The organism is Amycolatopsis sp. NPDC101161, from assembly GCF_044768185.1.
Classification (GTDB): domain Bacteria; phylum Actinomycetota; class Actinomycetes; order Mycobacteriales; family Pseudonocardiaceae; genus Amycolatopsis.
This window is the reverse complement of record NZ_JBIWPI010000004.1, coordinates 1,065,222-1,084,988: the sequence shown is the minus strand read 5'-3', so window position 1 is coordinate 1,084,988 and position 19,767 is coordinate 1,065,222. Positions and strand designations below refer to the sequence as shown.

General features: G+C 71.5%; 21 protein-coding genes. 11 read left to right on the top strand and 10 right to left on the bottom strand.

The window, feature by feature from the left end; all coding sequences use genetic code 11:
- The first annotated feature begins 42 nt into the window (after window positions 1-42).
- The 4 genes from ACIRSS_RS32985 to ACIRSS_RS32970 all read left to right on the top strand — a co-directional run bounded on the left by ACIRSS_RS32985 (window position 43) and on the right by ACIRSS_RS32970 (window position 3,102).
- Entirely contained in the window at window positions 43-924 is an 882-nt protein-coding gene (locus tag ACIRSS_RS32985) for a DUF5926 family protein (RefSeq protein WP_400901656.1), read from the top strand.
- Between the two features lie 295 nt (window positions 925-1,219).
- Complete coding sequence (locus tag ACIRSS_RS32980; protein ID WP_400901968.1) at window positions 1,220-1,573, top strand: DUF952 domain-containing protein; 354 nt, start codon at window positions 1,220-1,222, stop codon at window positions 1,571-1,573.
- A 195-nt stretch (window positions 1,574-1,768) separates the two neighbouring features.
- The gene (locus ACIRSS_RS32975) at window positions 1,769-2,281 is read left to right on the top strand and encodes a SigE family RNA polymerase sigma factor (protein WP_400901967.1); all 513 of its coding nucleotides are present in this window, start codon (window positions 1,769-1,771) and stop codon (window positions 2,279-2,281) included.
- The gene (locus ACIRSS_RS32970) at window positions 2,278-3,102 is read left to right on the top strand and encodes a hypothetical protein (RefSeq protein WP_400901654.1); all 825 of its coding nucleotides are present in this window, start codon (window positions 2,278-2,280) and stop codon (window positions 3,100-3,102) included. Before ACIRSS_RS32975 ends, ACIRSS_RS32970 begins: the two co-directional genes overlap by 4 nt.
- Window positions 3,103-3,172: 70 nt before the next feature.
- Here ACIRSS_RS32970 and ACIRSS_RS32965 read toward each other — a convergent pair whose 3' ends face one another.
- The 3 genes from ACIRSS_RS32965 to ACIRSS_RS32955 all read right to left on the bottom strand — a co-directional run bounded on the left by ACIRSS_RS32965 (window position 3,173) and on the right by ACIRSS_RS32955 (window position 5,917).
- Window positions 3,173-3,727, bottom strand: coding sequence for a ferritin (locus tag ACIRSS_RS32965; protein ID WP_400901652.1), 555 nt, complete (start codon window positions 3,725-3,727; stop codon window positions 3,173-3,175).
- A gap of 149 nt (window positions 3,728-3,876) precedes the next feature.
- Window positions 3,877-5,064, bottom strand: a complete 1,188-nt coding sequence (locus ACIRSS_RS32960; protein ID WP_400901965.1) for an arginine deiminase — start codon at window positions 5,062-5,064, stop codon at window positions 3,877-3,879.
- A 40-nt stretch (window positions 5,065-5,104) separates the two neighbouring features.
- Window positions 5,105-5,917 carry a CPBP family intramembrane glutamic endopeptidase gene (locus ACIRSS_RS32955; RefSeq protein WP_400901650.1) on the bottom strand — a complete coding sequence of 271 codons (813 nt, stop codon included), beginning with the start codon at window positions 5,915-5,917 and terminating at the stop codon, window positions 5,105-5,107.
- Between the two features lie 22 nt (window positions 5,918-5,939).
- Here ACIRSS_RS32955 and ACIRSS_RS32950 point away from each other — a divergent pair, with 22 nt between their 5' ends.
- Window positions 5,940-6,401, top strand: a complete 462-nt coding sequence (locus tag ACIRSS_RS32950) for a PPOX class F420-dependent oxidoreductase (RefSeq protein ID WP_400901648.1) — start codon at window positions 5,940-5,942, stop codon at window positions 6,399-6,401.
- Here the strand turns inward: ACIRSS_RS32950 and ACIRSS_RS32945 are convergent.
- Window positions 6,393-7,190, bottom strand: coding sequence for a DUF2470 domain-containing protein (locus tag ACIRSS_RS32945; protein WP_400901646.1), 798 nt, complete (start codon window positions 7,188-7,190; stop codon window positions 6,393-6,395). The genes ACIRSS_RS32950 and ACIRSS_RS32945 overlap by 9 nt on opposite strands.
- Window positions 7,191-7,354: 164 nt before the next feature.
- On the opposite strand from ACIRSS_RS32945, the gene ACIRSS_RS32940 reads away from it, so the two are divergent.
- Window positions 7,355-8,386: a hypothetical protein gene (locus ACIRSS_RS32940; RefSeq protein WP_400901644.1), complete on the top strand. Its 1,032-nt coding sequence runs from the start codon at window positions 7,355-7,357 to the stop codon at window positions 8,384-8,386.
- A 276-nt stretch (window positions 8,387-8,662) separates the two neighbouring features.
- Entirely contained in the window at window positions 8,663-9,877 is a 1,215-nt protein-coding gene (locus tag ACIRSS_RS32935) for an MFS transporter (RefSeq protein ID WP_400901642.1), read from the top strand.
- On the opposite strand, the gene ACIRSS_RS32930 is transcribed toward ACIRSS_RS32935, so the two are convergent.
- The 3 genes from ACIRSS_RS32930 to ACIRSS_RS32920 all read right to left on the bottom strand — a co-directional run bounded on the left by ACIRSS_RS32930 (window position 9,874) and on the right by ACIRSS_RS32920 (window position 13,838).
- A complete protein-coding gene (locus tag ACIRSS_RS32930; protein ID WP_400901640.1) occupies window positions 9,874-10,611 on the bottom strand; it encodes a hypothetical protein in 738 nt (245 codons plus the stop codon). The genes ACIRSS_RS32935 and ACIRSS_RS32930 overlap by 4 nt on opposite strands.
- 1 nt (window position 10,612) lies before the next feature.
- Window positions 10,613-12,421, bottom strand: coding sequence for a substrate-binding and VWA domain-containing protein (locus ACIRSS_RS32925; protein ID WP_400901638.1), 1,809 nt, complete (start codon window positions 12,419-12,421; stop codon window positions 10,613-10,615).
- 124 nt (window positions 12,422-12,545) lie between these two features.
- Complete coding sequence (locus tag ACIRSS_RS32920) at window positions 12,546-13,838, bottom strand: AAA family ATPase (protein ID WP_400901636.1); 1,293 nt, start codon at window positions 13,836-13,838, stop codon at window positions 12,546-12,548.
- Window positions 13,839-14,120: 282 nt separating this feature from the next.
- On the opposite strand from ACIRSS_RS32920, the gene ACIRSS_RS32915 reads away from it, so the two are divergent.
- Entirely contained in the window at window positions 14,121-14,480 is a 360-nt protein-coding gene (locus ACIRSS_RS32915) for a hypothetical protein (protein WP_400901634.1), read from the top strand.
- 46 nt (window positions 14,481-14,526) lie between these two features.
- Here ACIRSS_RS32915 and ACIRSS_RS32910 read toward each other — a convergent pair whose 3' ends face one another.
- A complete protein-coding gene (locus ACIRSS_RS32910; protein ID WP_400901632.1) occupies window positions 14,527-15,699 on the bottom strand; it encodes a homogentisate 1,2-dioxygenase in 1,173 nt (390 codons plus the stop codon).
- Between the two features lie 86 nt (window positions 15,700-15,785).
- On the opposite strand from ACIRSS_RS32910, the gene ACIRSS_RS32905 reads away from it, so the two are divergent.
- Together ACIRSS_RS32905 and ACIRSS_RS32900 are read left to right on the top strand one after the other, a co-directional pair.
- Window positions 15,786-16,640: a hypothetical protein gene (locus tag ACIRSS_RS32905; protein WP_400901963.1), complete on the top strand. Its 855-nt coding sequence runs from the start codon at window positions 15,786-15,788 to the stop codon at window positions 16,638-16,640.
- A complete protein-coding gene (locus tag ACIRSS_RS32900) occupies window positions 16,637-17,272 on the top strand; it encodes an IclR family transcriptional regulator (protein ID WP_400901630.1) in 636 nt (211 codons plus the stop codon). The genes ACIRSS_RS32905 and ACIRSS_RS32900 overlap by 4 nt, the downstream gene beginning before the upstream one ends.
- Here the strand turns inward: ACIRSS_RS32900 and ACIRSS_RS32895 are convergent.
- On the bottom strand, window positions 17,269-17,934 hold the full coding sequence (locus ACIRSS_RS32895) for a DUF998 domain-containing protein (RefSeq protein WP_400901628.1): 666 nt from the start codon (window positions 17,932-17,934) through the stop codon (window positions 17,269-17,271). The two genes, ACIRSS_RS32900 and ACIRSS_RS32895, sit on opposite strands and share 4 nt — an antisense overlap.
- A 61-nt stretch (window positions 17,935-17,995) precedes the next feature.
- Complete coding sequence (locus ACIRSS_RS32890) at window positions 17,996-18,583, bottom strand: TMEM165/GDT1 family protein (protein WP_400901961.1); 588 nt, start codon at window positions 18,581-18,583, stop codon at window positions 17,996-17,998.
- Window positions 18,584-18,769: 186 nt separating this feature from the next.
- Here ACIRSS_RS32890 and ACIRSS_RS32885 point away from each other — a divergent pair, with 186 nt between their 5' ends.
- The gene (locus ACIRSS_RS32885; protein WP_400901626.1) at window positions 18,770-19,762 is read left to right on the top strand and encodes a S41 family peptidase; all 993 of its coding nucleotides are present in this window, start codon (window positions 18,770-18,772) and stop codon (window positions 19,760-19,762) included.
- Window positions 19,763-19,767 lie beyond the last annotated feature (5 nt).

Here is a 19,767-nt window from a genome sequence, read left to right as displayed (position 1 = left end):
AACCCTTCGATAGCGTCACAGGCCGAGCCAGAGGAGGCAGCAGTGGGCAAGGGCGCGCGCAAGAAGGGTCCCAAGCAGGCGTCGGACCGCAAGCCGAAGGTGCGCGACGTCTTCGTCGGCCAGCCGTTCGAAGGGCTGGTGGCGGAGCCCGAGCTGATCGCGCTGCGCGAGTTCGTGCCGTCCGCGACGGCCAAGCTCACCCTCGCCGACGGCGGCGACGTCACCCTCGGCACGGTGCTGCCGATGGCGGCGGCCGCGTTCGTCCGCTCCGACGGCGAGCGCTACCTCGGCCTGCAGGTGCAGACGCGCTCGTCCGACATCAGCCGCGACCTCGGCCGCTCGCTGAAGTGGCTGCTGGACGCCAAGGAGGGCGACGTCCTCGGCGTGCCGGACACGACGACCCCGCCGTCCGCCGACGAGCACGCCCGCCTCCAGGACCTGCTGACCCCGGGCGCCGACCTCGACGTCACGCTGCACAAGGACTTCGCCTGGTGGCTCCCGGAGGACGCGGACGCCACGGGCGACGTCGCGGTCTCCCTCGAGCGCGCGAACGCGGCGATCATGCCGACCGAGCGGCTCGGCTCGGGCGCCTACTGGGTCCTCGCGGGCGAGAAGGCGCACCTGCGCTGGGTCCGCCCGGAGCCGGAGAACCTGCTGCTCCAGGCCCTGGCCCGCCTGTCCGCGGCCGGCGAGCTCGGCCTCGGCGAGGGCTCGCGCTACGCGGGCTCGTTCCGCGCGCACGGCCTCCTGGTCCCGGTCTGGGACCTCGACCCCGAGGCCCACGCCCGCGAGTGGGCGGACGCGAAGGAAGCCCTCGGCACCCGCCTCGAGACGGCCCTGAAGTCCCTCGACGCGGAGCCGCTGAACGCCGCGGAACGCCGAGCCCGCGACGGCCTCATCGGCCGCCAGCTCACCCTGCGCTGATCAAACCCTGAACGACGACCGCCGCCGAGCCCACACTCGGCGGCGGTCTCGCGGCGCTGGCTGCATCGCGGCGGGCGGCTACGAGGTGGCAATTGCCTTTCGCGCCCTAGCGGCGGCCACCGCTGGAAGCCGCCCCATCGATCGGCCCCGGAACCGGCCGAACGAACCACGTCGGAAAGCGCCGGACCCTCAGTCCGTCCCGGTGACCGGAACCCAGCTCGATGAGCGTTCAACCAGGCCTTATGTGGCGCACGAGACACCGCCACCGGAACGCCGCGGTGGGACGATTCTGCGCGTGATACTTCACATCTGTGGGGCGGCCGACTGGGCCGAAGTGACTGAAGGCGGCGAATACCGGCCGCCGTCACTGGGGGATGTCGGGTTCGTGCACTGCTCCGACTTCGGCACCGCGCACCTGCCCGCCAACGCGCTCTACCGGGGCCGCACCGATCTGGTGCTGCTCGAGATCGACCCGGACGAGGTCGGCGCGCCCGTCCGGTGGGAAGACGGCGAACCGCCGCATCCCGCCGGTGTCTGGTTCCCGCACGTTTACGGTCCGATCCCGCACTCCGCCGTCGTCGGGGTGCACTCGTTCACCGAAACCGCGGATGGTGGCTTCCGGCTGCCGGCCGCGCTCGCTCGCCGCTGAGGTGGGCAACTCATCACCCGCCCGCACGTCTCGGAAATCGGGCGGGAACGCGGGCAACCTGAGGGGGCTGTGATGCGTGTTGGGGAGGAAAGCGGCTCAAGCCCGATGGGAGGCGATACGGTGACCGCTGCGGCACCCGTCTTCACCGGGGGAGATACCTGGGTGACCAGCGCAGGCCGAGGGAGGGCCGCGACGTTGCCGGGTGAGTTGACCGACTTCGGCGACTTCGTGCAGGCCACCCTGCCGGGCCTGCTGCGGTACGGCCACGCCCTCACCGGCAACCCGCACGACGCCGCGGACCTGGTCCAGACCGTGCTCGAAAAGATGGGCGCACGCTGGACCTACGTGCACGAGAAGACCGGCGACCCGCTGGCCTACGTGCGCCGGTCGATGGCGAACGCGCACGTCAGCCGGTGGCGCCGGACGCGTCGCGAGAACCTCGTGGCCGACCTGCCGGACACCAGCCCACACGTGCCGGACGACCCGTTCGAGCACGAGCCGCTGTGGCGTGCGCTACGAACGCTGCCGCCGAGACAACGGGCCGTCATGGTCCTGCGTTACTACGAGGGTCTGTCCGAAGCGGAGATCGCCGGCGCCCTCGGCGTCACGCAGGGCACCGTCAAGAGCCAGGCCAGCAAGGCGATCGCGTCGCTGCGGATGAAACTCACCGCGGCCGACATCCAAGGCGAAGGGAGTGACGCGGGTTGAACATCTCCGAGGACGAGCTGGAGCAGCGCCTGCGCGCGCTGTTCGCCGACGAGCGGCTGGACTTGCCGCCGCCACCGGACGCCGGCACGACCATCGTCGCCGGTGCGCGGCGCCGTCGGCGCCGCCGCCAGGGCGTACTGGCCGTGACCGGGGTCGCCGCCGCCGTCGTGGCCGTGTCCGGCGGGCTCACCGTGCTGCGCCTCCACAGCGAGGACGGCACCGCGGTGATGTCCGCCGACGGCTCTTCCATCAGCGTCAAACCGCCCGAGAACCTCACGGCCGGCCGGCAGCCCGACCCCTCGGTCCCGCCGCCGACCAGCACCCAGGACATCCAGGTCTCGGTGCCGCACACCTCGCCGACGTCGAAGGCTTCGCGGCCGCCGTCGGCCCAGTCGCCGTCCAAGCTGCCGCCAGTGCTCAGCGGGCCGCTGCTCGGCGCGGACGGCTTCGGCACGATCAAGCTCGGCATGTCCGAGACCCAGATCGCCGCGCAGGGCGTCACGCTCAGCGACGCGCAGGCCGGCGGCAGCTGCACCGTCTACACCGCGCAGGGCAGCGGCGTGCCCGCGGCCGCGACCGTCGTGGTCTCGAAGGCGCTCGGGCTCACGGTCGTCACCCCGGCGCAGGCGGCGCACACCGCCGAGGGCATCGGCGTCGGCTCGACCAAGGACCAGGTGCTCGCGGCCTACCCCGCGGCGAAGGCCGAAACGGGTGGCGTCGTGGCGCCGGCCACCTCCGCCGCCGATTACCACTTCCGGCTCGGCGACTCCGGGGTCGTGCAGACCAGCCTCGCGAGCGTCAACCAGGACTGCGCCGGCTGACACGCCGGCCGCATGCGGAAACCCGGGCTGTCCACAGGGGGAGAGCCCGGGTTTCCGGTTTTTCGAAGTGTTACAGCGCCCCGCCGGCCACCGGCGGCATCCCGGAGTCGCGGCCGCCGTCGCCGACGGACTCGCGGTACAGGTGGTTTTCGACCTCGAACAGGTTGCCGTTCGCGCGCTTGACGACGTTCAGCAGGGTGTTCATCTGCGAGATCTCTTCGACCTGCTCCTTGAGGAACCACTGCGTGAACTGCTCGCTGATGTAGTCCTCTTCGGCGCGCGCGGCCTTGGCCATCGCGGAGATGTCGGCCGCGACTTCCTTCTCCTGCTCGAGCGCGAGCTCGATGACTTCGGTGACGCCGGAGAAGTCGTTGCGCACTTCGCCCGTGCCGGGGATCTCGACGTGGTGGTCGCGGTCGAGCATGTACTGCACGAGCGCCATCGCGTGGTTGCGCTCTTCGACGGACTGCTTGTAGAAGTGCTTCGCCAGCTGCGGCAGGTCCTCGGCGTCGAACCACACCGCGAGCGCGATGTACTGCTGGGACGCGTTGAACTCGTTGTGGATCTGCGCCTGCAGCAGTTCGAAGAACTTCGAGCGCGGTTCTTTCTTCTTGGTGAGGGCCATGCAGAACAGAATAGATCAAGATTGGCGCAAAGACCACTCGGGGGTGGTGATCCCGACCCTATTAGGGTTACCATTCCTAAAGAAGACGAACCTTATTTAAGTAAGCCTTCCCTAAATTGTCGCATTCATTTAGGGAAGGCTTACTTCGTTTACGTCAACGGTTCCCGGCGGATCGGGCACGACATGCACCGCGGGCCGCCCCGGCCGGAGCCCAGCTCGGAGCCCGCGATCGGCAGCACCTCGATGCCGGCCGCCTCGAGACGCTCGTTCGTCTCGACGTTCCGCTCGTAGCCCACGACCACGCCCGGCGCCAGGGCGAGCGTGTTGTTGCCGTCGTCCCACTGCTCGCGCTCGGCCGTCACCGGGTCGAGGCCGGTGTCGATGACGCGCAACCGGTCGATCTCCATCGCCTCGGCCGCGGCCACCAGGAACGGCGTGGGGCCGGCGACCTTGACGCCGCCATCGCCGGTCGGCCGGATGGTGAACGCCGTCAGCGAGTCGCGCGCGAGCGGGTACATCACCACCGCGTCGGCGTCGACCATCGTGCACACCGTGTCCAGGTGCATCGTCGCGCGGGACTGCTCGATCGGCACCGCCAGCACGGTGTGCGCGATGCCGTCGGCGAACACCGACCGCGCGAGCGACTCCGCGCCCGCCGCCGTCGTCCGCTCGCCGACGCCGATGGCGAGCACGCCCGGCGCCAGCAGCATCACGTCGCCGCCCTCGATCGGCGCCGAATGGGCGCCGTACGCGCGGGCCGCGTGCCGGAAGTACGGGTGGTAGGCGTAGATCAGGTCCAGCACCGCGGTCTCGCGGCGACGCGCCGGCATGGTCAGCGACGAGATCGCCACCCGGTCGGCGATCCACGCCGACGAGTCGCGCGTGAACAGCAGGTTCGGCAGCGGGTCGACGGCGAAGTCGTGCGGGTGGTTCATCATCCGCACCAGCGACGCGCCCTCCGCGGACGGCAGCTCCTCGAACGTCATCCCGGCCATCAGCACCTCGGCGAGCCCGGCCGCGTCGACGCCGGAGAGGTGCGACCGCAGCGAGTCGGCGAGGTCGCCGCCGAGGCGCCGGTCGTCGACCGCCGCGTGCACGCCGGCAGCGTGGGCGCGGTCGTCGTCCAGCGCCGTCCGCAGGGCGTCGGCCAGCAGCAGCACCTCGACGCCGCGGCTGCGCAGCACCTCGGCGAACGCGTCGTGCTCGGCCTGGGCCCGGTCGACCCACGGGATCGAGTCGAACAGGAGCTGGTCGTTGTTGCGGGGCGTCAGCCTTTTGAGCTCGTTGCCGGGCCGGTGCAGCAGCACCGCGCGCAGGGGTCCGACTTCGCTGTCCACCCGGGGAGGTGTCGTTTCGTCGATCACCCAGCGAGCGTACTCAGGGCAACCAGGAAACGTGACCTTTGAGCAGCGAATACCCGACGAACGACACGAAGTCGAACAGCGTGTGCGCGGCGACGAGCGGCCACAGCCGGTTCGTCTTCTGCCACATCCGCCCGAACACCAGGCCCATGATGAAGTTGCCGACGAACCCGCCGAACCCCTGGTACAGGTGGTAGGACCCGCGCAGCACGGCGGCGCCGAACACCGCGGTGTTCTCCCGGACGCCGAGCTGGCGCAGCCGGGTCAGCAGGTACCCGATGACCAGGACCTCTTCGGCGAACGCGTTGCCGAACGCCGAGAGCGTCAGCGTGATCGGCCGCCACCACGTGTCGCCCAAAGTGGACGGTTGCACCGCCAGGCTGAAGCCCAGGTGGTAGGAGATGAAGTACAGCGCCAGGCCGGGGACCCCGATCACCGTGGCCAGCCCGAGCGTCAGCAGCGTGTCGCGCCTCGGGGACCGGCGATCCAGCCCGACCTGGGCCATCTTGATGCCCGCGCGCCACAGGAAGTACAGCCCGAGCGCGCCCCACCCGACCAGCTGGGCGGCCGAGAGCAGCTGCTTGAGCAGGTCGATCAGGCTCGCCGCGGCCTGCGGGACGTTGAGCTGGACCTGCTGCTGGGCCAAGGGTGTCGGCTGCAGCAGCGAGTCCACAAGGGACAGCAGGCTGCGCACGCCGGACAGGCCGAGCGTGATGCCGAAGACGATCAGCAGCTCGACCTTGATCGCCCGGCGTTCGACCGGGTCCTCGATCGCGCCGGGGAACTCGGGACGGGCCGGGGCCAGCCACGATCGCGCGGTGAACGTCATGTGCGCACGCTACCGTCGGGATATGCCGAGGAGCATCGCCACCAACGAAACCGTCGACCGCGCCGCGCTGGTCGAGTTCCTGTCCACCCGCCACCGCGCGATCCTGATGGCCACGAAGGCCGACGGGAGCCCGCAGCTCTCGCCGGTCACCTGCGGCGTCGACGCCGAGGGCAGGCTGGTCATCTCGACCTACCCGAAGCGCGCCAAGGTCGTGAACGTCAAGCGCAACCCGAAGGTCTCGGCCTGCATCCTGTCCGACGAGTGGAACGACCAGTGGGTCCAGGTGAACGGCACCGCCGAGGTGCTGGACATCCCGGACTCGGTCGAGCCGCTCGTGGAGTACTTCCGCGCCATTTCCGGCGAACACCCGGACTGGGACGAATACCGCGAAGCCATGGTCAAGCAGGGCAAGAGCATCATCCGCGTGACGATCGAGAGCTGGGGCCCGATCGCCAAGGGCGGCTTCCCCGCCGAGCTAGCCTGACGCGCCGCCGCGCAGGAACGGGCAGCCGACCAGCCGCCGCAGCTCCATCGCGAGCTGCGGCGGGCTGTCGACGGACTTCGAGAACGCCAGCCGGACGTCGTGGTCGCCCGCGTCCGACTCGACGCGCAGCCGCAGCCCGAACCGGTCGAGCCCGAGCGGGCGGATCCGGCCGCCGCGCAGCTCCGCCGGCAGGTGCTTGGCCAGCTGGCCGACGACGTCGGAGTGGTCGCTTTCCAGGTGCCGCAGCCACTGGGCCTCGTAGTCGTGGAACGGGTCCGGCGGCGCTGCGCTGAACATGTGCGGGCGCAGCGAGTGCGTGCCTTCGGCGTCGGCGAGCACGAGCGACGCCGGGGTGAGCCGCAGCAGCGTCACGCCGTGGCCGACGTCGAGCAGGCGCTCGTCCGGCCGCGATTCGGCGATCGCGACCGCCCGCGCGCGGGCCGACACCGGCGAGAGCGGCCGCAGCCAGCCGGTGATCCACAGCAGCCCGCGGATCGGCTCGCGCAGGTCGACCGGCGCCTGGTCGGCGAGCTCGACCATCACGGCCAGCTCGCCGCGCTGGGTCTGCTTGGCCGCGGTGACCATCGGGTGGTCGTCCGGCAGCAGCACGCTGACGCTGCCGCTGTGGTGCACGTGGTGCAGGACCGGGACGACGCGCTCGCCGTCCAGACCGGCGCGTTCGCAGGTCGGCAGGAGCGACGCGGGCCCGTTGCGGGTCGCGATCGTCTTGGCGCGCTCGGCGGGGTTCGGCGCCGGCGGGCGGCGGATGGATGTCGGGGCCTCGGTCACGGCTCACCTCCTACTTAGGTGAGCCTAACCTGAATCCGACGGTCTGGGTAGTCGCTCGATTGCGGTTCGGGTCACGTGGCCGCTCCGCTGAACGGGGCATCCGGTAACGCCGATGTGCAAATTCCCGAAAAGGCCGGTGACAGCGCCGACACGTGGGGGCCAGCGTGCAGATCGTCCCGGTACCCGAACGTGTGCCCGCGTTCGAGCTCGACCCCGCCATGCCGTCCGGCGCGCTGCCGATCTTCGGCGAGTACCTCGACCGGATCGGCCGGAGCGCCGGCGACCGTCGGTTGCTGACTTGGTTGTTCCTGGCCTTCGGGGTCGCCCAGTTCTTCACCGGCGCGGGGGTGGCCCTGCCGGTCGGCACGCTCGCACTGGCCGGGTCGGTCGAGGCGTGGTGGTTCTGCCGCGCGTACGCCAGGGTGCCGGAGACGCGGCTGAAGCGGGAAGCGTTCCGGCAGGTGGACATCGCCGCCGACGGGCTCGTCGCGGCCGGGCGGGTGGTCGGCGTGCGCCTGCCGGACGGCCGGTGGCTGCGCGTCCGGCTCGACGAGGCCTACCGGCTGCTGCTGGCCGGCCACCGCCGGGTGTGGCTGCTGGGCCGGGGGCCGAAGGTGTTCGTCGGCTTCTCCGGGGTGGTGCGGGTCCGCCGCGCCCGGATCCACGACGGGCCGCCGGCGGGTGCCGTGCCCGTGCTCGCGCCGGCCTGGTCCGGCTCGCCGCGGCTCGATCCGGTGCTGACCGCACACCGCCGCCAGATCGCCCGCGAACTGCGTGCGACGGCCGCGTTCCTGCTGGTCCTGGCCGGGTTCGCGCTGTGGGTCCGGTTCGACGTCCCGGCCGTGGGGTGGGTCGCCTGGCCGTTCGCGGCGGGTGCGCTGCTGAGCGCGTTGGCGGTCGTGCTGCGCTCGTTCACCCACGGCCGCCCGCTCCCGGCCGAGCACTGGACCGAGCTGAGGGCGGTGCTGGACGGTCCGGTCCGGATGACCCGCCGCGGCGGCGCGGCGAGGCTGAGCGGCCTGACGATGCTGGCCGACGGCACGGTGGTCGGCTTCCGCCTCCCCAAGGCGGACCCCTCGATGGCGGCGAACATCGCGGCGACGGGCCGGCTGTGGATCGCGGGCGTCCCCAAGCCAGGCGCGGCGAAGACGGGCGTGCCGGGCTACCCGGTGCTGGGAACGGTCTGGCTGGGCTGAGCCCAGCCCGGCCGCCGACACGAGCGCTCGCACCTCGGCCCGCAGCAGTTCGCGGCGCGGGCGCAAGACCACTCCCCGCCGGGCAAAGACATCCCCGGCCGCTCCCAGGGGGCGTCCCCGGCTCCAGTCTATCGGCGGGGTGCGACGGAAAGCCGGGAATGCGCCCCCGCGAGCGAAGTTGTCCACATCCGGCGACGGCTGTGGATAACCGTTGCGGGGCAACGGCTTGCCGCGCGGCTGGTTGCTCCTGCCGGCGATCCTCGCTTTGATCTCACGGTGATGCGCGGGCGGTCGCTGGGGCCGCGGTTCAGGTGGCTCTGGTCGGCCTACGCGGTGAGCGCGTTCGGCACCTGGCTCGGCTTCGGGGCCTTCCCGATGCTGGCCATCCTCGTGCTCCACTCCGGACCCGCGGCCGTCTCCGCGCTCGCCGCCGTCGGGCCCGCCGTCGGGGCGCTCGTGGCCGTGCCGCTCGGGCCGTGGGTCGACCGGCGGCGGAAACGGCCGGTCATGGTCGCCATGGACCTCGTGCGGTTCGGGGCGCTCGTCAGCGTGCCCGCCCTCTACGCCCTCGGCGCGCTCACCTTCGCGCAGCTCCTCGCCGTCTCGGTCGTCGTCGCCGCGGCCGACATCACCTTCACCTCGGCCAGCGGCGCCTTCCTCAAAGGGCTCGTGCCGCCCGAAGACCTCCTGGTCGCCAACGGCCGGTTCGAGTCGACCAACTGGACCGCCACCGCGCTCGGGCCGCCGCTCGGCGGGGCCGCCTTCGCCCTCTTCGGCCCGGTGACGTCGGTGGCCGCCAACGCCGTCAGCTTCCTGCTCTCCGCACTCGGGATCCGGGCGATCGGCGGGGACGAACCGCGCCCGCGCCGCACGAGCCGGCTGCGGGCGCGCGACCTCGCCGACGGGTGGCGCACGATCCTGAGGCACCCCGGCCTGCGGCCGCTGTACTTCAACGTCCTGCTGTTCAACGGCCTGATCATGTGCACCGAACCGCCGCTCGCCGTGCTGATGCTGAACCAGCTCGGGTTCACTCCCTGGCAGTACGGGCTCGCCTTCGCCGTGCCGTGCCTCGGCGGGCTCGCCGGCTCGCGGCTGACCCCGCGGCTCGTCCGGCGGTTCGGGCGGCACCCCGTCCTGGTGACGTCGGGCGCGGTCCGCGCCTGCTGGCTGCTCGCGCTGGCCTTCGTGCCGGGCGGCACCGGCGGCCTCGCGTTCGTCATGGTCGTCGAGCTGGGCATCATCGTGAGCTGCAGCGTGTTCAACCCCGTCCTCGCGACCTACCGGCTCGAGCAGCTCCCGGCGGACCGCGTCGCGAGCACGCTCTCGGCGTGGTCGGTCAGCACCAAGGCGTCGATCGCCACCCTGACCGCGCTCTGGGGCGTGCTCGCGAGCTTGACCGGTCCGCGCGTCGCGATCGGCGTCGCCGGGGCGCTCGTGTTGGTGACGCCGGTGCTGCTGCCGCGTCGCGACCGGACGCCCGTGGCGGTCTAACCCAGCGACTTCCGCGTCGCCTGCTCGGTCTCCAGCACGCCCTGCCGGATTCCTTCCAGCTGGTCGCTCAGCTCGCGCACCGCGCCGGTGTCCACCGCGACGTCCGTCGTCGCCGCCGTCAGCTCCGCGACCCGCGCGACCAGGCTGTCCAGCCCCAACGCGCCCGACTGCAGCTGGGCCAGCAGCTTGTCGCGCGCCCCGGACAGCCGCGCGTGGACGTCCTGCTGGGCTTGGACCGCCGTCAGCGCCTGCTCGAGGTCATCCCGGACCTCCTCGCGTGCCGAGGACAGCGACTGCTCGAGCCGGCGCCGTTCCCGCGTCACGGCGTTTAGGTCGACCCGCGAAAGAGCCTTCCCGGTCGCCGACGCGCGGCCGGCCAAGCGCCGCAGCGTCTCCAGGGTCTCCTGGACCACCGGCTCCATGTCGGCGACGCGGTCGGCGAGCGGGCCGGCGTCGAGGGATGAGCTCAGCGACGTGAACCCGTCCGCCGCGCCCTCGGCCCGGCGCAGCCAGTTCTCCTCGTCGGACCCCGCGGCGACGTCGAGCACCCGCGCTTCCCGCCGCTCCGGTTTCGGCTCGCGCCCCAACGAGGCCACGCCCGCGCGAGCGGTCAGCACCGCCACCCCGATCAGCAGGGCGACGAGCACCGGCAGCTGGACGGCCCACGCCACCCCGGCCGACGTGGCGGCCAGCAGCAGCCCCCACGGTTCGGCGAGCTCACGGGCGAACTTCATGTCAGAAATTCGAAATCACGGAAGTGAACACCTGGTTGATCGAGTCCGGTTTGGACGAATCGTACTCCGATCCTTCGGTCGCCTCCGCGATCTGCTTCAGCACGCCCTGGTCGGCGTCCGAGCCGTAGGCGATGGTGAACAGCCGGACCGTCTCCGCGTTGCCCTCGGGCCGCAGCTGCGGCAGCAGGTGGTCGAGGTCGACGCCGCCGGAGTCCTCGTTGCGGCCGTCGGTCAGCACCACGACCGCGTTGATCGCCGCCGGGTCGAGGTGCGCCTTCATGTACTCGTACGCGGCCTGCGACGAGTCGTAGAGCCCTGTGCCCGCCTGCGGCGTCAGCCCGCTCAGCCGCGTGGCGAGCGTCTCCTTGCCGCTGTTGCCGAGCGCCTGGACCGGGACGAGCTCCTGGTAGTCCTTGTCGCCGTCGAGGTGGGTGGAGAACTGCCAGAGCCCGACCTGGTCGCGCGGCACGAACTGGCCGAGTGCGTCGATCGCGGCCTGCTTGGCGAGGTCGATCTTGCTCTTGCCGGTGCCCTTGACCTCGTCGCCCATCGAGCCCGAGACGTCCACCACCAGCAGCACGTTCGCCTTCTTGCGCAGCTCGGTCCACGTCGTCAGCAGCTTCGAGAGCACCGTGGGCGACGGCGGCTGCAGGAAGCTGATCTTCGCGTCCGGCTGGACGCCGTTCTGGACGGTCGCCTGCGGACCGGGCTTGCCGTCGAACGAGCGGAAGCCCAGCGCGGCGAACTTCTGCTGCGTCTCGGGGACGCGCAGGTAGCCGAGGAAGTCGGCGGCGATCTGCTTGCGGGTCTGGTCGGCCCAGTTCAGCGTGACGAACGGGTGGTCGGAGTTGAGCGTGCCGTCCGCCGGGTAGATCGCGACCAGCGGCACCTTCGGCGGCGCGTGCTGGCCGACCTTCGCCGGGTCGTTGGTCGGGTTGCCCAGGTTGTAGCCGATGAGCGAGTTCTCCTCGACGGTGACCGCCGAGATGTACGACAGCGCGGCGCCGCGGTCGTCGGCCTTCTGCAGGTTCGTCAGGAACGTCAGCGTGTTGTCGCCGTAGTGCACGATCGCCTGCTCGATGTTCGAGACGAACTGCTTGGCGTCGGGCTTCTCGAGCGCGGCCGCGGTGAGGTCGGACGACGTCCCGGTGGCCGCGTAGTACGCGCCGATCGTGGCGTTCAGGCCTGCCGTGGAGATGTTCGGGTTCGTCTTGCCCAGCCGGAACTTCCCCCACTCCGGGTGGCCGTACTTCGCCCAGCCCGCCGGGTCCGTCGCGAGCGTGGCGAGGTCCTTCCAGCCGATCGGCTTGGCGGGCCAGCCCAGCGCCTCGGCCATCGGCTTCGGCATCGCGACGGTCAGCGGCGAGTTCGCGATCGACTGCGGGTCGCCGTCCGGCACGATCGACGCCGAGTCGCCCTTCGCGTTGACGCGCAGCAGGTTGACCCAGCCGCTCGCGGCCGGCGTCCAGACGTCCGGGCGCGGTCCGTCGGCGGCCTCGTTCCAGCCGTTGGCCAGCGCTTGCATCGCGACGCCGGACGACTTCGACTTCACGATCACGTCGACGCAGTGCCCGGCGACGGTCCGCCCGGAGTAGGCCTTCGCGGCCTCCTGGACGATTCCCGCCTTCTCCGGGGAAGACGTGACGTTGAGCGCGACGGCGTCCGCGCCCGTGCACTTCGGCGCGTCCGCGTCGTCGCTCGAGCCGCTGGTCCAGGCCCGGATCCCGATGATCAGCCCGGCCGCGACCACGACCGCGGCCACGAACGGGAGGATCTTTCTCCTTCGCCGCGTTGGTTGGGAATTGATCATCGAACCCTCCCCGCTCCGCCTGTCCGTCCATTATCCGGGGGGAGCGGGGTGGCCGGGGGCGCGTTGCCGAACCGTTGCCCGCGGAGGCGGGCGTGACGGCTTAAATACCGTCAGAGAATTTGTTTCACCGGCGCAATTGTTTTTTCGTCGAAATCCTCGACCGCCGGCCGCGGTGGTGCTGCAGAACTGCCGTTACCGCGGAAGCGGCGGCGACCACCGCGGAAACGGCGGTGGTCGCGGAAAGCCGCCGTCGCCGGACCGCCGTCCGCCGGCTCGCGATCAGTTCGCTCTCCCGTTGCCGCGAACCGGCGTCCAGGAACCGGCGTTCCCGCGCGTTCGGCCGGGCGTCCGGCCGCTGGGCCCAGTTCACCGCCTCGGTCAGCCGGACGCCCCGGTACAGCGCGGCCGGTTCGAGCTTCGCCGCCTCCCACAGCCGGGTCGCTTCGGTGAGCCGGCGGTGGACGCCCAGCGCCGCCCGGTCCTCCGTCAACCAGCCGCGCAGCCGCGGCCAGCCGTCGATCAGCCCGTCGTGCGCGAGCTCCAGCCCAGTCCGGTCGGCCGTGATCAGCCGCGCCCGGACGAACCGCTCCGCCACGGCCGGCGCGTCCAGCTCGTCGCGGGGCAGCCGCCGCCGGGTGTCCGCGGTGTGCTCGCCGAAGGTGACCAGACGCAGGAAAAGGTCCCTGGCCATGGCTTGCTCCGCCGCGGCGAGCCGTCCGTAGACCGCCTCGGCGGTGCCGGCCAGCACGGCGGGGATGCCGCCGGTGGCGTCGTACCCGGCGAGCGTCAGGCCGCCGGCCCGCCAGGTGCGGCGCAACGCCTCCGTGGCGAACGGCAGCGCGCCGGGCTGCCGGACGACCTCGGCCGTGAGCGTCGCGAGCAGCGCGTGCTCCAGCGCTCGTCCGGCGTCCGACGCGGGTCTGCCCAGCGCGGCCCGCACCTGCTCGGCGGTCAACGGGTCCAAGGTGACCCGCGGGGCCGCGGCCAGGTCCGGGTGCCGGCTCAGCGCGTCGAGGAAGTCGTCGCGCAGGCCGACCACGACCCGCTCGCCGGCCGGCAGGGCCAGGACGTCTTCCAGCGGGTCGACGACCACCACGTGGTCGAGGCGCTCCTGGACCGCCCGCAGCACGGACGTCTTCCCGCTGCCGGACGGGCCCGTCAGCACCACCAGGCGTTCGGTGGCGAGGTGCGTCAGCAGGAGTTCGACGACGGTCTCCCGGCCGAAGAACCGCTCGGTGTCCCCGGGCCCGAACGCGGCCAGGCCGCGGTACGGCGGCTCGTCGACGGACCGGCGCAGCTGCTTCGCGGCCTGGTGCCACCGCTGGTCCCACGCGGAGACGGGTCCGTCGCAGGCGCGGACGTAGGCCAGCGCGACGGCCCGCGTCGGCAGTTTCCGGCCGCTCGCCGCGTCGGACAATGTGCCGGCCGAGTAATGCGCCCGTTTCCCGAGTTCCCGATAAGGGGGACTCCCCGCCTTCTCCCGCAATAGCCGCAAATCCGCGGCGAACTGTGACAACACTTCTACGTCTGTATCGATGGGCCGTTCCCCACGCGGCATTGTGCCACCCCCCTTGGCACCTCCCATTGTTCGGATTTTGTCGTTCGCTGTCCACCGCGCCGGACAGAACATCCTCGGCGCACTAGACCGGAAGGTGCCGGATCGACCGGTCCGGCGACGGGGGAACACACTGGAGGATTCGTGAACATCGAGACGGTGAAGCGGGCCGGCGCCGTGGTGCTCGGCGCGGGCGCTGTGGTGGCGATGGGGCTGGCGGGGGCCGGCGTGGCTTCGGCCGACCAGCTCCCCAAGGGGGTGCACTCGGTCCTCGCCGGGCCGGGCGCGGTCACCGGCCACGTCCAGAGCTGGGAGACCACCCACCTCGACAGCGACGACTGGAACGCCAACGTGCGGATCGACTACGGCCGCAGCGGCGCCTGGACGCACTGCTCGGACGGCGCCGACGTCTACGGCCCGGCGCAGGGCCCGGGCTACTGGCTCTTCGGCGGCAACTGCTACGGCCACGGCACGATCACCAACTACGGCTGGTACGACGCCTGATCCGTGGCGGACGGGCCCTTCCCCGCGCGGGGAAGGGCCCGTTCCTTCAGCTCGAGGGGCCGCGGCGCGACCACGTCCACGCGTACCCGGGGTCTTCGGACGCGTCGGCGGCTTCGCCGAGCTCCAGCGGCGCGAAGGTGTCGACCATGACCGCGGTCTCGTCGAAGAACTCCGCGCCGATCGACGCCTCCGCCGCGCCCGGCTGCGGGCCGTGCGTGAAGCCGGACGGGTGCAGCGAGAGCGAGCCGATCCCGATCCCCGAGCCCTTCCGGGCCTCGTAGTTGCCGCGCACGTAGAACATCAGCTCGTCGGAGTCGACGTTCGCGTGGTTGTACGGCACCGGGATCGAGTCCTCGTGGTAGTCGACCTTCCGCGGGCAGAAGGAGCAGACGACGAAGTTCGGGCCCTCGAACGTCTGGTGCACGGGCGGCGGCTGGTGCACGCGGCCGGTGATCGGCTCGAAGTCGTCGATGTTGAACACCCACGGGTAGAGGCAGCCGTCCCAGCCGACGACGTCGAAGGGGTGCGTCGCGTACGTGTAGCGCGTCAGGCCCGCGCGGTGCCGCACGAGGACCTCGACGTCCTCGCCGTCTTCCAGCAGCGGCTCGGTGGGCCCGCGGACGTCGCGCTCGCAGTACGGCGAGTGCTCCAGGAACTGCCCCTTCGCCGACAGGTACCGCTTCGGCGGCCCGATGTGCCCGCGCGCCTCCAGGATGAAGAGGCCGACCTCGCCGTGGGGCACGACGCGGTAGGTGCACGACGTCGGGATGACGAGGTAGTCGCCGTCGCCGACCTCGAGGCGGCCGTAGATCGTCTCGACCGTCGCGGAGCCGCCCTGGACGTAGAACAGCTCGTCGCCGGCCGCGTTGCGGTAGAGCGGGCTGGGCGCGGTCGCGGTGACGAACCCGATGGTGACGTCGTGGTTGCCGAACAGCCGCCGCCGGTCGGTCACCGCGTCGGCCTCGCCGCCGAACTTGAGGTCCTGGGTCTTGAAGGCCCGCGGCTTGAGCGGGTGGTTCGGCGTCAGCGACCCGCGGTCCTCTTCGACGGCGACCGCGTCGACGATCGCCGTCGGCAGGCCGCGGTGGTAGAGCAGGGCGGAGTCGGCGGAGAAGCCCTCGACACCCATCAGCTCTTCGGCGTAGAGGCCGCCGTCGGGCTTGCGGAACGCGGTGTGCCGCTTGTGCGGGATCTCGCCTACTTGCCGGTAGTAAGGCATCGGCGCACCCTCCAAAAGGCGTCCGTTGTGCGAACGATTTTGTCCTCATGTCGTACGCTACTAGCGTGTCAGTCGTGTCAAGCGCTGTGGAACTCACGCCCCCCGGCCCCCGTGGAATTCCTCCCCTGTTCGCGAGGCTCGTCGACGACTCGGCGCTGTTCCCTCCGGGCGATGCGGCCATGCCCGAAGCCCTGCGCGCGCACTTCGCGAGCCGGGAGTCCGAACACGCCGGTGTCCTGGGGGTTTTCCTCTGCCAGGCGTCCCGGCTGCCGGAACTGATCACCGAGCTGATCAAGATCAAGCCGAAGCAGCCGCTGCCGCTGTCGCTGATCATCGACACCGGCCTCGGCGGCGTCCCGAAGGCGATCTCCATCGTCGAGTCGCGCAGCGAGCTGCTCGCGCTGCGGATGGTCGAGATGCCGGCGCCGTCGGACGTCGACGAAGTGTGGCTGGAGCGCGTCTCGGAGTTCGTCCCGGAGGACGTCATCCGCGTCGTCGAGCCGCGGCGCGGCGTCGGCTGGCTGGACGGCGTCCGCAAGGTGATCGAGCACGGCAGCTGGCCGAAGATCCGCTGCGGCGGCCAGGCGGGCGAAAACTTCCCGAGCGTCGACGAGGTGGCGGACTTCCTCGCCGTCGTCAGCGGGGCGGAAGGGGCGTCGTTCAAGGCGACGAACAGCCTGCACCGCGCGGTCCGGCACGCCGACCCGGACACCGGGTTCGTGCACCACGGCTTCCTGAACCTGCTCGTGGCCTCCGCGCGCAGCCTCTCCGGCGGGGACGTCCGAGCGGCGCTGGAGTCGACCGATGCCGAAGCGCTGGCGGACGAGGCCCGTGCCCTGTCCGAGCCGGCCGCGAAGGCCGTCCGGTCGCTCTTCGCGTCCTACGCGGCGGCTTCGTTCGAGCAGCCCGTCGCCGACATGGGCGAACTCGGCTTGCTGTGACCAGCCGGGAGGGGTCGCTGACGCTCGACCGCGGACTGGCGCTGCTGCAGGCAGTGGCCGACGCCGGCGGCGACGCGGCGACCATCTCCGAGCTGGCCGTGGCCATCGGGGCCAGCCGCGCGGCCGTCTACCGGCTCCTCGTGCCGCTGTCCGAGCGCGGGCTGGTCTGGCGCGACGGCACGAAGGTCCGGCTCGGCGTCGGCCTGCTCCGGCTGGCCGGGCAGGTGCTGCCGCAGCTGCGGGACGCGGCCGGTCCGGTGCTGCGCGAGCTGGCCGAGAAGGTCGGCGCGACCGCGCACCTGTCGGTCGCGCAGGGGACGCAAGCGCTTGCGGTGGCCGTCGTCGAGCCGTCGTGGACGAGCTTCCACGTCGCCTACCGCGTCGGCAGCCGGCACTCGCTGACGGCGGGCGCGGCCGGGAAGGCGATGTCGTTGCGGCCGGGCGGCGACGGCTGGGTGACGTCGACGGGCGAGCTGGAGGCGGGCGCGTCCGGCGTCGCGGCGCCGGTCCGCGGGGTGCCGGGCCTGAAGGCGAGCGTCGGCGTCGTGTCGCTGGAGCCGCTCAAGGCGGCCGAGGTGGGTCCGCAGGTCGTCGCGGCCGCCGTCCGGCTGGCGGAGATCCTGCGCGCTTAGCGCCGCGAGACGGCCAGCAGCGGCCGGACCATGGTCAGCAGCAGGGCGACGTCGATCGAGAACAGCAGGCGCTCGAACAGGCCCAGCGTGACGTCCTGCTGCGCCGGGCCGACGATGAGCGTCACGACGAACCCGCCGAGCACGACGGCGATGCTGGCGAAGCTCGCCGTGGCCAGCCGCCGGATCGTCGTCCGGCGCGGTTCCCACGGGCAGCGCTCGCGGCCGCGCTTGGTCAGCACGAACGCGGCGGCGGGCAGGGCGACGAACGCCGTCAGCGCGGCGAGGTTGTGGACCTGTCCGGACAGCGACCGCGCCTGTCCGTCGGGGTCGACGGGCACGAGCCCGCACACCAGCAGACCGGCCGACCAGACGCCGAGCAGCACGCAGACGGCGGTGGTGCCCGGCCGGTGCGCCTTCGCGATGCCGGCGAGCAGGGCCACCGAGCCCAGCGAGAGCGCCAGGCACATCACGCTGAACAGGGGAGCGGCCGAGGACGAGCCCAGCTTGCCGTAGACGTACTCCGAGAGCGTCTGCCAGACCGGGCTGACCTGGCCCGACAGGCGCAGGTGCAGGTCGATCGAGATGGCCACGGCCAAGCCGATACCGCCGAGCGCGAGCCGCCCGTGCAGTGGCGAGACGGCGGCGGTCAAGGGCTTGTTCACCGGGCGCTCATCCTTTCGTTCCCGAAAGGTTACCCGGCGACCCTGTGAAAGAGCTGTCGGCTCAGAAGGCCAGCTGGAGCAGGGCGAAGGCCGCGAACCCGGCGAACGCGAACCCGGCACAGCGCTGGATCAGCTTCGGCTTGATCCGGCTGCGGATCTTCGCGCCGATGAAGACCGCGAGGCCCGCGACGACGATCAGGGCCGCGAAGGCGCCGACACCGACGGCGACGGGGTTGCCGATGCGCGCGGCGAGGCTAGCCGTCGCCAGCTGGGAGGCGTCGCCCCACTCGGCGGCGAAGAGCACGCCGAACGACGTCATCGCGGAGCGCAAGAAGGACAGCGGAGCCGGGCCGACACGCGAAGCGTCTTCGCCGGCCTCGTCCGCTTCGCTGAATCCCTCGCGAAGGAGCATGAAAGAGCCGAGGCCGAACATCGCGGCGACGACGAGCGAAAGGACAACGTCCGGTAACAGCGTCAGCACGCTGCCGAACGCGACGGCGATGACGGATTGCACGGCGAACGCGGCGCACACCCCGGCGAATACGGGACCACCGCGGAAACGGGTGGTCAGCACCAGGGTGGCGACCAAGGTCTTGTCCGGCAGTTCCACGGCGAGGACCAGGCCGAACGCGCTGATCAACGCCACCATCGCGGCAGTCATGAGTATTTCTTCGCCCCTTTCACTGCAACGATAAAGGGGAGGTTAAGCGCGCCGCAAGCTGATGGCTTCCGCGAAATTGCCGGATCGGTGGTCATGAATTTGTCGTCAAGCCGTGTCGCACAATTTTCTTCGGCACACCGAAAATTCGATTGTGGCCTGGGGTAGGTTGACGAGATGGGGTCTGAAGCGCGTGCTGCGCAGGTCGACGAGGTCATCCGCCGGTTGGAAGCGCACTACGTCTTCCCGGACGTCGCGGAGAAGCTGGCGGAAGTGCTGCGCCGGCGTCTCGGCGAAGGCGCGTACGCCGATGTCGACGACGCCGGGTTCGCGACGCTCGTCACAACGGATCTGCAGTCGGTCAACGGCGACAAGCACCTGCGCCTGCGGCACCACGCCGACCCGGTCGCCGACGACGGCGACGCGGCCATGAACTCCGAGGCCTACCGGCTCGAGGCCGAGCTGGAGGGCTTCGGCATCGCCGAGGTCAAACGACTCGCGGGCAACGTCGGCTACCTCGACACGACGATGCTGTACCCGCCCGAGCTGGCCGGCCCGGCGATCGCGGCGGCGATGACGCTGCTCGCGCCCGCCGACGCGCTGCTGCTCGACGTCCGCCGCAACCGCGGCGGCAGCCCCGGCACGAGCGCGCTGCTGCAGACCTACCTCGTCGACGAACAGGTCCACTACCTCGACATCTACGAGCGCGAAGGCCACAAGACAACGCAGATGTGGACGCTGCCGTACGTCCCGGGGCTGCGGTTCGGCGGCACCAAGCCGGTCTGGGTGCTGACCGGGCCGCGGACGTTCTCCGGCGGCGAGGACCTCGCGTTCTCGCTCCAGCAGCAGGGCCGGGCGAAGACGGTGGGCGAGGCGACGCGCGGCGGCGCCCACCCGCGTGAACAGTACAAAGTGGACACCTACCTCGACGTGACCGTCTCGATCGCGCGTTCGTTCCACCCGGAGACGGGGGAGAACTGGGAAGGCGTCGGCGTCCGGCCGGACCTGCCGGTGGCCGCGGACCAGGCGTTCGGCACCGCGTACGAGCTGGCGTTGCGGCACGTCCTCGAGCTGGGCGCGACCGGGCCGCGCCGCGGCGTCGCCGAAGAAGCGCGGCAGGCACTCGACCAGGTGAAGGACGTTGGTCCCGGGAGGGACGGGACCGTCTGATCTAG

What these genes read in the sequence shown, in the direction of transcription:
- ACIRSS_RS32950 (WP_400901648.1), top strand. Translation starts at nt 5,940, where the DNA reads ATGCCGAGGAGCATCGCCACCAACGAAACCGTCGACCGCGCCGCGCTG.
- ACIRSS_RS32965 (WP_400901652.1), bottom strand. Translation starts at nt 3,727, where the DNA reads ATGGCCCTCACCAAGAAGAAAGAACCGCGCTCGAAGTTCTTCGAACTG.
- ACIRSS_RS32910 (WP_400901632.1), bottom strand. Translation starts at nt 15,699, where the DNA reads ATGCCTTACTACCGGCAAGTAGGCGAGATCCCGCACAAGCGGCACACC.
- ACIRSS_RS32930 (WP_400901640.1), bottom strand. Translation starts at nt 10,611, where the DNA reads ATGAAGTTCGCCCGTGAGCTCGCCGAACCGTGGGGGCTGCTGCTGGCC.
- ACIRSS_RS32890 (WP_400901961.1), bottom strand. Translation starts at nt 18,583, where the DNA reads ATGGTGGCGTTGATCAGCGCGTTCGGCCTGGTCCTCGCCGTGGAACTG.
- ACIRSS_RS32885 (WP_400901626.1), top strand. Translation starts at nt 18,770, where the DNA reads ATGGGGTCTGAAGCGCGTGCTGCGCAGGTCGACGAGGTCATCCGCCGG.
- ACIRSS_RS32925 (WP_400901638.1), bottom strand. Translation starts at nt 12,421, where the DNA reads ATGATCAATTCCCAACCAACGCGGCGAAGGAGAAAGATCCTCCCGTTC.
- ACIRSS_RS32955 (WP_400901650.1), bottom strand. Translation starts at nt 5,917, where the DNA reads ATGACGTTCACCGCGCGATCGTGGCTGGCCCCGGCCCGTCCCGAGTTC.